The 12,972-nt window shown below is 74.0% G+C and carries 11 protein-coding genes and 1 riboswitch; of the genes, 8 read left to right on the forward strand and 3 right to left on the reverse strand.

What is annotated here, in order from left to right:
- Positions 1–58 precede the first annotated feature (58 nt).
- Entirely contained in the window at positions 59–316 is a 258-nt protein-coding gene (locus GQS52_RS18735) for a hypothetical protein (protein ID WP_182314521.1), read from the reverse strand.
- A 153-nt stretch (positions 317–469) separates the two neighbouring features.
- On the opposite strand from GQS52_RS18735, the gene holA reads away from it, so the two are divergent.
- A complete protein-coding gene (gene holA, locus GQS52_RS18740; RefSeq protein ID WP_182314522.1) occupies positions 470–1,462 on the forward strand; it encodes a DNA polymerase III subunit delta in 993 nt (330 codons plus the stop codon).
- A 325-nt stretch (positions 1,463–1,787) separates the two neighbouring features.
- Here the strand turns inward: holA and rpsT are convergent, their stop codons facing one another.
- Entirely contained in the window at positions 1,788–2,054 is a 267-nt protein-coding gene (gene rpsT, locus GQS52_RS18745; protein WP_182314523.1) for a 30S ribosomal protein S20, read from the reverse strand.
- 327 nt (positions 2,055–2,381) lie between these two features.
- Here rpsT and lepA point away from each other — a divergent pair, with 327 nt between their 5' ends.
- From lepA to hemW, 7 genes are all read left to right on the forward strand, one after another.
- Positions 2,382–4,256, forward strand: coding sequence for a translation elongation factor 4 (gene lepA / locus GQS52_RS18750; RefSeq protein ID WP_182314524.1), 1,875 nt, complete (start codon positions 2,382–2,384; stop codon positions 4,254–4,256).
- 147 nt (positions 4,257–4,403) lie between these two features.
- Positions 4,404–4,477: riboswitch (cobalamin riboswitch) on the forward strand.
- A gap of 53 nt (positions 4,478–4,530) precedes the next feature.
- Positions 4,531–5,532 (forward strand): ABC transporter substrate-binding protein, encoded by a 1,002-nt coding sequence (locus tag GQS52_RS18755; RefSeq protein WP_182314525.1) that lies wholly within the window; start codon positions 4,531–4,533, stop codon positions 5,530–5,532.
- 155 nt (positions 5,533–5,687) lie between these two features.
- The gene (locus tag GQS52_RS18760; protein ID WP_182314526.1) at positions 5,688–6,677 is read left to right on the forward strand and encodes an iron ABC transporter permease; all 990 of its coding nucleotides are present in this window, start codon (positions 5,688–5,690) and stop codon (positions 6,675–6,677) included.
- The gene (locus GQS52_RS18765) at positions 6,674–7,504 is read left to right on the forward strand and encodes an ABC transporter ATP-binding protein (protein WP_182314527.1); all 831 of its coding nucleotides are present in this window, start codon (positions 6,674–6,676) and stop codon (positions 7,502–7,504) included. Before GQS52_RS18760 ends, GQS52_RS18765 begins: the two co-directional genes overlap by 4 nt.
- The gene (locus GQS52_RS18770) at positions 7,501–8,193 is read left to right on the forward strand and encodes a (2Fe-2S)-binding protein (RefSeq protein ID WP_182314528.1); all 693 of its coding nucleotides are present in this window, start codon (positions 7,501–7,503) and stop codon (positions 8,191–8,193) included. The genes GQS52_RS18765 and GQS52_RS18770 overlap by 4 nt, the downstream gene beginning before the upstream one ends.
- A gap of 427 nt (positions 8,194–8,620) precedes the next feature.
- Positions 8,621–10,504 (forward strand): AMP-dependent synthetase/ligase, encoded by a 1,884-nt coding sequence (locus tag GQS52_RS18775; protein WP_182314529.1) that lies wholly within the window; start codon positions 8,621–8,623, stop codon positions 10,502–10,504.
- 146 nt (positions 10,505–10,650) lie between these two features.
- On the forward strand, positions 10,651–11,883 hold the full coding sequence (gene hemW / locus GQS52_RS18780; protein ID WP_182314530.1) for a radical SAM family heme chaperone HemW: 1,233 nt from the start codon (positions 10,651–10,653) through the stop codon (positions 11,881–11,883).
- 176 nt (positions 11,884–12,059) lie between these two features.
- Here hemW and GQS52_RS18785 read toward each other — a convergent pair whose 3' ends face one another.
- Complete coding sequence (locus GQS52_RS18785) at positions 12,060–12,896, reverse strand: DUF3097 domain-containing protein (protein ID WP_182314531.1); 837 nt, start codon at positions 12,894–12,896, stop codon at positions 12,060–12,062.
- Positions 12,897–12,972: the final 76 nt, after the last annotated feature.

The raw sequence follows: 12,972 nt of genomic DNA on the forward strand, positions 1-12,972 counted from the left end.
CGGGAACGGGCCCCGGGGACCGGCGGGGCGGGGTCCGGACGTTCAGGTGCGCAGGCGTTCAGGCGTCCTCGCGCCAGCCGCCGTACTCCTCGGCGAGGGCGTCGAGGGCCCCGGGGTCCAGGGCGGAGTCCGGGTCCTCCAGGACGACCAGCCACTGGGCGTCCTCGGCGTCGTCCTCCCCGGCGAGGGCGTCGCGCACCAGCTGCGGCTCCTCCGGCAGCGGGAAGCGTTCGGCGGCCTCTTCGGCCGCCTCCTCGGCGGCGTCGCGGTCGGGGAGTACGAGGAGGTGCCGGACGGCCCGGGTCGTGCTGTTCATCCGGACATTGTGGAGGACGGCGCGCGCCGGGCGGCAACGGGGACCGGCGACCGTGGAGGGGCCTCCGGGAGGTTCCCCGGAGACGCCCGCCGGAGACGCCCGCCGGAGGTGACCGCGGGGAGGTGTCCGCGGGGCGTGGGATGCTGGTCGGCGATGGCCAGGAAGAGTTCCACAGACAATCCGCTCGCCCCGCTGACGGTCGCCGTCGGCCAGGAGGAGCTGCTGCTCGACCGGGTGGTGGCCGAGGTCGTGGCAGCCGCCAGGGCGTCCGACCCGGACACCGACGTGCGCGACCTGACCCCCGACGTGCTGCAGCCGGGCACGCTCGCGGAGCTGACGAGCCCGTCGCTGTTCGCCGAGCGCAAGGTCGTGGTCGTCCGCGACTCGCACAACCTGTCGGCGGACACCGTCAAGGACGTCAAGGCGTACCTGGGCTCCCCGGCGGAGGAGATCACCCTGGTCCTCCTGCACGCGGGCGGGGCCAAGGGCAAGGGGCTGCTGGACGCGGCCCGCAAGGCCGGTGCGCGCGAGGTGGCCTGCGCGAAGATGACCAAGCCCGCCGACCGGCTGGCCTTCGCCCGCGGCGAGTTCCGTGCCGCGGGGCGTTCGGCGACGCAGGAGGCGTGCGAGGCGCTGGTCGAGGCGATCGGCAGCGACCTGCGGGAGCTGGCGAGCGCGTGCAGCCAGCTCGCCGCCGACGTCGAGGGCACCATCGACGAGCAGGTCGTCGCCCGCTACTACACCGGCCGGGCGGAGGCGACCGGTTTCGAGGTGGCCGACCTCGCGGTCACCGGACGCGCGGCGGAGGCGCTGGAGCGGCTGCGCTGGGCACTGTCGGTGGGGCAGCCGCTGCCCGGGATCACCTTCGCCCTCGCCTCCGGGGTGCGCTCCATCGGCAGGGTGGCGAGCGCGCCCCGCGGGGCGCGGCCCGCCGACCTGGCCCGCGAGCTGGGCATGCCGCCGTGGAAGGTCGACCGGGTGCGGCAGCAGGCGCGCAACTGGACCGGGGACGGGGTGTCGGTGGCACTGAGGGCGGTCGCCGAGGCGGACGCGGCGGTCAAGGGCGCGGTGGGGGACCCGGCGTACGCGCTGGAGAAGGCCGTGGTGACGATCGCGCAGGCCGCGCGCGGCGGGCGCCGCCCGTAACCGGGCGGACGCCCCGGGCCGAGCACGGCCGAGCCGATCCGGTCCGGTCCGGTCTGGGGGCTGTTCCGGCCCAGGGTCCGACGCCGACGCCCGTTCCGGGAGCCGACGTCCGGCCCGGGCTTTCGGCCCGGGCGTCCGGGAACGCCGAAGGCCCCGGCGGCCGTCCGGGGACGACGGCGGCAGGGGCCTTCGGTTCGAGCTGTGCGCCGCACCCGCGTGGCGAACGCAGGCCGCGTGCGGCGCGGAGGTTCGTGCGGCCGGACCGGGCGGTTGAGAGGGACCGTTCTCCGGTGCCGGCGGGTGGGCCCGCAGGGCCCGGCGGAGGTCAGGCCTGGAGGGAGGCGACCTTCTTGGCCAGCGCCGACTTCTTGTTGGCGGCGGCGTTCTTGTGGATGACGCCCTTGCTCACGGCCTTGTCGAGCTTCTGGGAAGCCTCGCGGGCGGCGACGTTGGCCTTCTCCACGTCGCCGGCGGCGACGGCCTCGCGGGTCTTGCGGATGGCGGTCTTGAGCGACGACTTGACGGCCTTGTTGCGCAGGCGCGCCTTCTCGTTGGTCTTGTTCCGCTTGATCTGGGACTTGATGTTCGCCACGAAAGAGCCTCGATGGAATTCGTCGGATTGCTGGACGTGTCCCGGGTCAGAGGGCACGAGACACAGTGGTCCACGCTACCAGCAGCCGCGATGCGCTCCCAAACCGGACGTGCGCGGGCCCGGGCGCGGTGCGCGCGCCGGCCGCAGCCCGGGCCGTGGGGGCCGGATCGCATGACGGATCGCGTGACTGGCCGCGTGACGGGCCGCGGGCCTGCGGGGGAGGGGTGCGGGGGAAGGGCGGGCCCGGTCGGGACGGGTTCGTGGGACGATGGGTGCGACGTCTCTAGGAACGTCGCCGATCCTGGCCCTACGGAAACTGGACCCTGCGTGCCCGCGACCCCTCTCAATGTGCCGGAGCCGAGCCGTACCGACCCGGCGCTGATCCGCAACTTCTGCATCATCGCGCACATCGACCACGGCAAGTCGACGCTCGCCGACCGGATGCTCCAGCTCACCGGTGTCGTCGACCAGCGGCAGATGCGCGCCCAGTACCTCGACCGCATGGACATCGAGCGTGAGCGCGGCATCACGATCAAGTCGCAGGCGGTCCGGCTGCCCTGGGCCCCCACGGCCGGTGCGGGCCAGGGCACCACGCACATCCTCAACATGATCGACACCCCGGGCCACGTCGACTTCACCTACGAGGTCTCCCGGTCCCTGGCGGCGTGCGAGGGCACGGTGCTGCTGGTGGACGCGGCCCAGGGCATCGAGGCGCAGACCCTGGCCAACCTCTACCTGGCCCTGGAGAACGACCTCACGATCATCCCGGTCCTGAACAAGATCGACCTGCCGGCGGCCCAGCCGGAGAAGTACGCCGCCGAGCTGGCGCACATCATCGGCTGTGACCCGTCCGACGTACTCAAGGTCAGCGCCAAGACCGGCGAGGGCGTCGGCGAGCTGCTGAACAAGGTCGTCGAGCAGATCCCGGCGCCGGTCGGTGTGGCGGACGCCCCCGCCCGCGCGATGATCTTCGACTCGGTCTACGACCCCTACCGCGGCGTGGTCACCTACGTGAAGGTCGTGGACGGGCAGCTGTCCAAGCGCGAGCGCATCCAGATGATGTCCACCGGCGCCGCCCACGAGCTGCTGGAGATCGGCGTCTCCTCGCCGGAGATGACCGCCTCCGACGGCCTGGCCGTCGGCGAGGTGGGCTACCTGATCACCGGCGTGAAGGACGTGCGCCAGTCCAAGGTGGGCGACACCATCACCCAGCTGCACAAGGGGGCCACCGAGGCGCTGGGGGGCTACAAGGACCCCAAGCCGATGGTGTTCTCCGGCCTGTACCCGCTGGACGGCTCCGACTACCCGGAGCTGCGCGACGCCCTGGACAAGCTGCAGCTCAACGACGCCGCGCTGGTCTACGAGCCGGAGACCTCGGCGGCGCTGGGCTTCGGCTTCCGCGTCGGCTTCCTGGGCCTGCTGCACCTGGAGGTCATCCGCGAGCGCCTGGAGCGCGAGTTCGGCCTGGACCTGATCGCCACCGCGCCCAACGTGGTCTACCGCGTGGTGATGGAGGACGGCACCGAGCACACGGTGACCAACCCCAGCGAGTTCCCCGTCGGCAAGATCGCCGAGGTGCACGAGCCGGTGGTGCGGGCCACGATCCTGGCGCCGAACGACTTCGTCGGCGCGATCATGGAGCTGTGCCAGTCGCGGCGCGGCAACCTCCAGGGCATGGACTACCTGTCCGAGGACCGGGTCGAGCTGCGCTACACCCTCCCGCTGGCCGAGATCGTCTTCGACTTCTTCGACCAGCTGAAGTCCAAGACCCGCGGCTACGCCTCGCTCGACTACGAGCCCACGGGCGAGCAGACCTCGGACCTGGTGAAGGTCGACATCCTGCTGCACGGCGACAAGGTGGACGCCTTCTCCGCCATCGTGCACAAGGACAAGGCGTACACCTACGGCGTGCGGATGGCCTCCAAGCTGCGCGAGCTGATCCCGCGCCAGCAGTTCGAGGTGCCGATCCAGGCGGCCATCGGTTCGCGGGTGATCGCCCGCGAGACGGTGCGCGCGATCCGCAAGGACGTGCTCGCCAAGTGCTACGGCGGTGACATCTCCCGCAAGCGCAAGCTGCTGGAGAAGCAGAAGGAGGGCAAGAAGCGGATGAAGGTGGTCGGCCGGGTGGAGGTCCCGCAGGAGGCCTTCATCGCAGCCCTGTCCACCGACTCCGAGGGCGGCGACGCCAAGGGCAAGAAGTAGGCACGGACCGGGGGAGGGCGGCGCACCGCGGTGCACCGCCCTCCCCCGGGGTTTTGTTGCGAACTGTTCGCAACTGCGGGCCGGGTGCACTGGTGCGGGTGTCCTGCGGTCTGCCAGACTGAGCGCCATCATCCGGGCGGCGAAGGCCAGGAAACCGGTGCGATTCCGGTACGGTCCCGCCACTGTGACCGGCCCCCGCGGGGGCCGGGAGTCAGACACTGACGCGCCGCCTCCATTCCGGCAGGGGACGAGGATCCCCCGGAGAGGCACGGTCATGACACGACCCGGCGCCGCCCTGCGCGCGCTCACCACCACGGCACTCCTGCTCCCCCTCGCGGCCTGCGGCTCACCGGCCGGGGGAGCCGATGCGGGAACGAGGAGCGCGGCGTCCGCCCCCGCCGCCGAGGGCTTCCCGTACACGGTGACCAACTGCGGGGTGAGGACCACCTACACCGCCCCGCCCCGGCGGGCCGTCACCATGAACCAGCACGTCACCGAGATCATGCTGGCGCTCGGCCTCCAGGACCGCATGGCCGGCACGGCCTACCTCGACGACGCGGTCCTGCCCGCCCACCGCGAGGCGTACGGAACGGTCGAGGTCCTGGCGGAGGAGTACCCGTCGAAAGAGGTGCTCCTGGGCACGGCCCCCGACTTCGTGTACGGCGGGTTCGCGAGCGCCTTCGACAAGGGGGAGGGCCGGGACCGCGCCGCCCTGGAGGAGAGCGGCGTGCGCACCCGGCTCAGCGTCGAGAACTGCACCGACGGGCCGGTCGGTCTCGACACGCTCAGGACCGAGATCAGGCAGGTCGCCCGCATCTTCGGGGTCCCCGGGCGCGGCGAGGAGCTGATCCGGGAGCAGCAGGAGCGGATCGACGCGGTGACCGAGGGACTGGAGGGCGCGGACCGCCCGTCGGTGTTCGTGCACGACTCCGGCGAGGGCTCCGCCCTCACCGCCGGGGGAGGGGGCGTCGCGGACCGGATCGTCTCCCTGGCCGGGGGCGACAACGTCTTCTCCCACCTCGGGGGCGCCTTCGCCGACGTGTCCTGGGAGGAGGTCGTCGAACGCCGCCCCGAGGCCGTCGTGATCCTCGATTACGGCGGCACCTCGGCCTCCGCGAAGAAGAAGCAGCTCCTGGACGATCCCGCGCTCGCCGGGGTGCCCGCGATCCGCGACGAGCGGTTCGCGGTGCTCCCCCTGTCCTCGGCCGTACTGGGGGTGCGGGTCGCGGACGCGGTGGAGGACCTGGCCGCCCAGCTCCACCCGGACGCACCGTGAGGGGCGCCCGCGGCCCCGCCGGTACCCGCGCCCCCGCCGGTACCCGCGCCCCCGCCGGCCTTCGCGGCCCCGCCGGTACCTGCGCCCCCGCCGGTCCCCGTGCCCCCGCCGCTCCCCGTCGGACTGCCGGGGCCCGCACCCCGGCCGTCCTCGCCGTGCTGGTCGCCGCGCTCGTCGTGACGGCCGTCGCCGGCCTGGCCCTGGGACCGGTGCGCGTTCCGCCGCGCGACGTGCTGGGCGTCGTGCTGGGCGGGGAGCGGGCCGGGCCCCTGGCGGCGGTCGTGTGGGACCTGCGGATGCCGCGGGTGCTGCTGGGCGCGGTCGTGGGGGCCGGCCTCGCCGTCGCCGGCACCGTCCTGCAGGCCCTGGTGCGCAACCCGCTCGCCGACCCGTTCCTGCTCGGCGCGTCCTCGGGCGCCTCGGCCGGCGCGGTGGTCGTCGTCGTGCTCGGGGTCGGTGCGGGGGCGGCGGCCGCGGTGGCGCTGCCGTCGGCCGCGTTCGCCGGGTCGATGTGCGCGCTCGTCGTCGTCTGGGCGGCGGCCCGGCGCGGCGGCACCATGACGGCGGGCCGGCTGGTCCTGGCCGGAGTGGCGGTCCAGTACGTGCTGTCGGCGTTCACCGGCCTCGTGCTGGTGCTGTCGGCCGACGCCGAGCACGCGCGGACGATCATGTTCTGGACGCTGGGGAGCCTGGGCGGGGCGCGCTGGGACGAACTCGCCCTGCCCGCGGTCGTGCTGGTTGTGGGGACGCTGCTGCTGACCGCCCTGGCCCGCCCCCTCGACCTGCTGCTCGCGGGGGAGGAGGGCGCGCACACCCTGGGGCTGGACACGCACCGCTTCCGGGCGGCGGTCTTCGTGCTGGCCTCACTGGTCACCGGCGTCCTGGTGGCCTTCAGCGGCGCGATCGGCTTCGTCGGCCTGATGGTGCCGCACGCGGCCCGCGCGGTCGTCGGCGCGGGACACCGTCGGCTGCTGCCCGTCGCGGCCCTCGGGGGCGCGGTGTTCCTGCTCCTGGCCGACCTGGTGGCGCGCACGGCCGCCGCCCCGCGGGAGGTGCCCGTCGGCATCGTCACCGCGCTCGCGGGCGGCCCGTTCTTCCTGTGGCTGCTGCGCCGCTCCTCCCGCACGGAGGGGATCGCCGGATGACCGCGCGGCCGGCCTCCCTGCGTGCGGAGGGCGTGGGGTACGAGGTGCACGGGCGGACCCTGCTGGACGGCGCGGACCTGACCGCGCACCCGGGCGAGACGGTCGGCCTGGTCGGCCCGAACGGCAGCGGCAAGACGACCTTCCTGCGCTGCGTGTACGGCACCCTGCGGCCCACGGCCGGCCGGGTGCTGTTGGACGGCCGGGACGCGGCCGCGCTCGGGGTGAAGGAACGCGCCCGGCGGGTCGCGGTCGTGGCGCAGGACGCGGGGAGCGCCTTCGGGCTGACCGTCCGCGAGACGGTCGCGATGGGCCGCAGTCCGCACAAGCGGTTCTGGGAGCAGGACGGTCCCGGTGACGCCCGGCGCGTCGCCCGGGCCCTGGAACGGGTCGGCGCCGAGGCCCTGGCGGACCGGCGCCTCGACGAGCTGTCCGGCGGGGAGCGGCAGCGCGTCCTGGTCGCCCGCGCCCTCGTGCAGGACCCGGGCCTGCTGGCCCTGGACGAGCCGACCAACCACCTCGACGTCCGCCACCAGCTGGAGATCCTCGGCCTCGTCCGCCGCCTGGGCACGACCAACCTGGTCGTCCTGCACGACCTGAACCTGGCCGCTGCCCACTGCGACCGACTGTACGTGCTCGGCGCCGGGCGGGTGGTCGCCTCGGGGCCGCCGGGCGAGGTGCTGACGGAGGAACTGCTGGCCGAGGTCTACGGGGTGCGGGCCCGGGTGGCCGTCCACCCCGCGACCGGGGTGCCGAACGTCGTCTACCTTCCGCCGCCGTCCCCGTCACGGCGGCCCGGCCCCGACGCGCAGGAGGTGCGCATCCGGTGAGGCACGCCCTCGACCGCCTGGCCGCTCTCGGCCCGTACTTCGCCGTGCGCTGCGGCGACCGGCCCGACGGCGACGGCTTCCGGCCGCTCGCCGAGCTGTACGGTGACGGGCTCGGCCCGTACGTCGCCGGGGTGGGCCGCCGCATGCGCACCGACCAGCCGCGCGTCGCCGCCTCCACCGCCCAGTTCGGCATCGCCTCCCGGCTGTGGTCCCTGGCGCTCGGCTCGGCGGCCCTCGACGGCCGGGTGCCCGACCTCTCCCCGGACGCCCTGTGGTGGCGGTACCCGCCGTCCGGGTCGTTCGAGCTGTGGCTGCCGGGCCCACGGGCACTGCCCGGCGCGCCGGCGGAGGCCCTGCGGGCCTCCGTCCTGGAGTCGAACCTCCGCGTCCTGGACGCGGCCTTGAGGGAACGCCACGGCCTCTCGCCGCAGGTGCTGCGCGGCAACACCGCCTCGGCGCTGGTCGGTGCCCTGCGCGTCCTCACGGACCGGGCGCCCGACGCGCCGTTCCGGCCCGCGCCCCTCGTGGAGGAACTGCTGGGCACCGATCCCCTCTCCGGCAGCGGCACGTTCGTGCACGAGGAAGGGCTGGGCCCGTACTTCGCCCGGCGCAGCTGCTGCCTCTACTACCGGGTGCCGGGCGGCGGCATCTGCGGCGACTGCGTCCTGCGGACCCGCCCGCGCCCCTGAGCCGCGGACCCGGCGGGACCCGGCAGAGCCGGCGGGCCCCGGGCCCGGAGCAGGACCCGGAGCCGGGGGCAGGTGCGGCCCCGGGGACAGGTACGGACACGGACACAGGCGCGGACATGGACACGCAGGGGTCCGGGCGGGGACAACGGCCCATACCGGCAGGTATGCCCGCGCGGTACCCGGCGGTATGTTCCGGGACGACCGCGGCCTGCGCGTATGCGACCGTCCGACGGCGGCCCGCGGCCCGAACTGCGCTGCGGGCCGCCGTTCGTGCGCTCCGCGGGGGCTCCAGGTAACGGATCGGCTCATGACCCGCGTCACCCCCTTACGCGGAAGCGACCTCGCCCGTACGCTGTCCCTGCCTGAAGGTTACTCGCGAGTTAAACCACTTGAGCCGATATGTCCCGTGCGGGCACCGGAGGTCGTTGTGAGCGATACGCAGTCCTTCATCGAGAGCAGGCCGCCCTCCGTGGCGCACCTCTTCCTCGATCGAGTCGAGGCCACCCCGGACGTCGAGGCGTACCGTTACCCGGTGCCGGCGGCCGCAGGGGGCCCCGACGAGTGGCTGTCCCTCACCTGGTCCCAGGCCGCAGAGCGGGTCTTCAACATCGCGGCCGGCCTGATGGCCCTGGGCGTACGCCCGGAGGAGCGCGTGGCCATCGCGTCCAGCACCCGGCTGGAGTGGATCCTCTCCGACATGGGCGTGATGTGCGCGGGGGCGGCGACCACCACCGTCTACCCGAGCACCAACGCCGACGAGACGGCGTACATCCTCTCCGACTCCAACAGCCGCGTGCTCGTCGCGGAGGACGCCGCCCAGCTGGCCAAGGCCCGCGAGCGGCGCGCCGAACTGCCCGACCTCCGGCACGTGGTGCTGATCGACCCGGTCACCGAGGTCCCCGGGGACGGCGACGACGACTGGGTCCTCACCCTCGCCGAGCTGGAGAAGCGCGGCGCCGCCCACCGCGAGCAGAACCCGGAGTGCATCAAGGACACCGTCGCCGGGCTGCGTCCGGAGCAGCTCGCCACCCTGATCTACACCTCCGGCACCACCGGCCGCCCCAAGGGCGTGCGCCTGGCCCACGACTCCTGGTCGTACCTGGGACGCGCCATCCACGCCACCGGGCTGCTGAACCCGGACGACATGCAGTACCTGTGGCTGCCGCTGGCGCACGTCTTCGGCAAGGTGCTGATCGCCAGTCAGGTGTCCATCGGTCACCCGACCGCCGTCGACGGCCGGGTCGACAAGATCATCGAGCACCTGCCGATCGTCCGGCCCACCTACATGGCCGCCGTTCCCCGGATCTTCGAGAAGGTCTACAACGGGGTCGCGGCCAAGGCCCGCGCCGGCGGCGGCGCCAAGTACAAGATCTTCAAGTGGGCGGCCGAGGTGGCCCGCGAGTACGCGAAGGCCACCCAGGAGAACTTCCGCCGCACCGGCAAGGCGTCGGCGCCCTTCGGCCTGACGGCCAAGCACGCGGTGGCCGACAAGCTCGTCTACGCCAAGATCCGCGAGGCGTTCGGCGGCCGGATGCGGGCCTGCGTCTCCGGCTCGGCCGCGCTCGCCCCGGAGATCGGCTACTTCTTCTCCGGCGCCGGCATCCACATCCTCGAGGGCTACGGCCTCACCGAGTCCAGCGCGGCCAGCTTCGTCAACCCCGGCGAGGCGTACCGCACCGGCACGGTGGGCAAGCCGGTCCCCGGCACCGAGGTGCGCATCGCCGAGGACGGCGAGATCCTGCTGCGCGGCCCCGGCATCATGCAGGGCTACCACGGCCTGCCGGAGAAGACCGCCGAGGTCCTGGAGGAGGACGGCTGGTTCCACACCGGCGACATCGGCGAGCTGTCCGAGGACGGCTACCTGAAGATCACCGACCGCAAGAAGGACCTGATCAAGACCTCCGGCGGCAAGTACATCGCCCCCACCGAGGTCGAGGGCCAGTTCAAGGCGGTGTGCCCGTTCGTCAGCAACGTCCTGGTCATCGGCGCCGCCCGCAACTTCTGCACCGCGCTGATCGCCCTGGACGAGCCGTCGATCATGGGCTGGGCGAAGGAGAACGGCCTGGGCGGGAAGTCCTACGCCGAGGTCGTCGCCTCCCCGCAGGTCGAGAAGCTGGTCAAGGGCTACGTCGACCGCCTCAACGAGGGGCTGCAGCGCTGGCAGCAGATCAAGAAGTTCCGCGTCCTGCCGCGCGACCTGGACATCGAGCACGGTGAGCTCACCCCGAGCCTGAAGCTCAAGCGCCCCGTGGTCGAGCGCGAGTTCAAGGGCCTCATCGACGAGATGTACGCCGGCTCCAACGAGGCGTAGCCGCCGGGCCGGGCGGGGCCGGGCCCCGGGCCGGCGGCCCCGCCCCGACCCCGCCCGGCGCCCCGCCGGGCGGGGACCGGCGTCCGGCCGCCCGTCCCCGGAAACCGCCTCCGGGAACGGCCGGCCGATGCCGGACAATGGGACCCATGCCCTCCGCACTCCCCGACGGCGAACCCGTACCCGACGACGGCGCCCTGCCCGACAGCGCCCGCGCCGGGTCCGGCGGCCGCCCGCTCGGCTTCTACGTCCACGTGCCCTACTGCGCCACCCGCTGCGGGTACTGCGACTTCAACACCTACACCGCCACCGAGCTGCGCGGCTCCGGCGGCGCCCTCGCCTCCCGGGAGAACTACGCCGACGCCCTGGTCGAGGAGGTGCGGCTGGCCCGCAAGGTGCTCGCCGGGGACGACCGGCCCGTCTCCGCCGTCTTCGTCGGCGGCGGCACCCCCACCCTGCTGCCCGCCGCCGACCTCGGCCGCATGCTCGCCGCGGTCCGCGACGAGTTCGGACTCGCCGACGGCGCCGAGGTCACGACCGAGGCCAACCCCGAGTCCGTCGACCCCGCCTACCTGGCCCGGCTGCGCGAGGCCGGGTTCAACCGGCTCTCCTTCGGCATGCAGAGCGCCCGGCAGCACGTGCTGCAGGTGCTGGACCGACGGCACACCCCCGGCCGCCCCGAGGCGTGCGTCGCCGAGGCCCGCGCCGCCGGCTTCGAGCACGTCAACCTCGACCTGATCTACGGCACCCCGGGCGAGTCCGACGACGACTGGCGCGCCTCCCTGGACGCGGCGATCGCCGCCGGCCCCGACCACGTCTCGGCGTACGCCCTGATCGTCGAGGAGGGCACGCAGCTCGCCCGCCGCATCCGCCGCGGCGAGGTCCCCCCGACCGACGACGACGTCCACGCCGACCGCTACCTCATCGCCGAGGAGCGCCTGGCCGCGGCCGGCTACTCCTGGTACGAGGTGTCCAACTGGGCGACCTCCCCCGAGGCCCGCTGCCGCCACAACGAGCTGTACTGGACCGGCGGCGACTGGTGGGGCGCAGGCCCCGGCGCGCACAGCCACGTCGGCGGCGTCCGCTGGTGGAACGTCAAGCACCCCGCCGCCTACGCCCAGCGCCTGGACGCGGGGAAGTCCCCCGGCGCCGGCCGCGAACTGCTCACGGACGAGGACCGCCGCGTCGAGCGCATCCTGCTGGAACTGCGCCTGGCCTCCGGTGCCCCCCTGGACCTCCTCGCCCCCGACGGTGCCCGCGCCGCCGCCCGCGCCGTCGCCGACGGCCTGCTGGAGCCGGAGCCGTACGCCGACGGCCGCGCCGTCCTCACCCTCCGCGGCCGCCTCCTCGCCGACGCCGTCGTCCGCGACCTGGTCGACTGAGGCCGGGTGTTCGGGGCGGTATCCGGCGAAGTGCGGCGGCAAACCGCGGAACAAAAAGACCAAAACGGGCAGAAATTCTGCGCTCTGCCACCGCGCTTCGCCGGTCCCTCCTTGCTCGGCCTCCTCACCGGAGGGAGGCGGGGCGGATGCTGTGGTGGCCCCCGCGCCTGCGGGGGTCAGTCCGGGGCGGTGACGAAGTCGATGAGTTCCTCGACGCGGCCGAGGAGGGCGGGTTCGAGGTCCTTGTAGGTGCGGACCGAGGCGAGGATGCGGCGGTGCCAGACCTCGCCGGTGGACTCCGGCCAGCCCAGGGCCCGGCACACCCCGGTCTTCCAGTCCTGCCCGCGCGGCACCGCCGGCCAGGCGGGGATGCCGACGGAGGCCGGCTTGACCGCCTCCCACACGTCGACGTACGGGTGGCCGACGACGAGGACGTGCTCGCCGGTGACCTGTGCGGCGATGCTCGACTCCTTCGAACCGGGCACCAGGTGGTCGACCAGGACGCCCAGGCGCGCGCCCGGGCCGGGGGAGAAGTCGGCCACGATCGCCGGGAGGTCGTCGACGCCCTCCAGGTACTCCACGACCACGCCCTCGATGCGCAGGTCGTCGCCCCAGACCCGCTCCACCAGTTCGGCGTCGTGCCGGCCCTCGACGTAGATCCGCCCGGCCCGCGCCACCCGGGCCCGGGCGCCGGGCACCGCCACCGACCCGGAGGCGGTCAGCCGCGGCCCGCGCGCGGCGGCGGGGGGACGGGCGGCCGGGCGCACCAGGGTGACGGGCCTGCCCTCCAGCAGGAAGCCGCGCGGCTCCATGGGGAAGACGCGGTGCCGGCCGTGCCGGTCCTCCAGGGTGACGGTCGGGCCCTGGGCGGTCTTCTCGCAGCGGACCACGGCACCGCAGAAGCCCGTGGCCGCCTCCTCCACCACCAGTCCGTCGTCGGCCGGGACCTCGGGGACCGGCCTGCTCCTCTTCCACGGCGGGGTCAGATCGGGGCCGTAACTCCTGCTGCGCATGAGGGCAGACGATAGGAGGAAAACACCCCGCCCGGTCACGACACGCCGAAGCCCCTGGTCACGACACGCCGAAGCA

The organism is Streptomyces sp. SCUT-3 (assembly GCF_014083985.1).
Classification (GTDB): domain Bacteria; phylum Actinomycetota; class Actinomycetes; order Streptomycetales; family Streptomycetaceae; genus Streptomyces_H; species Streptomyces_H thermolineatus.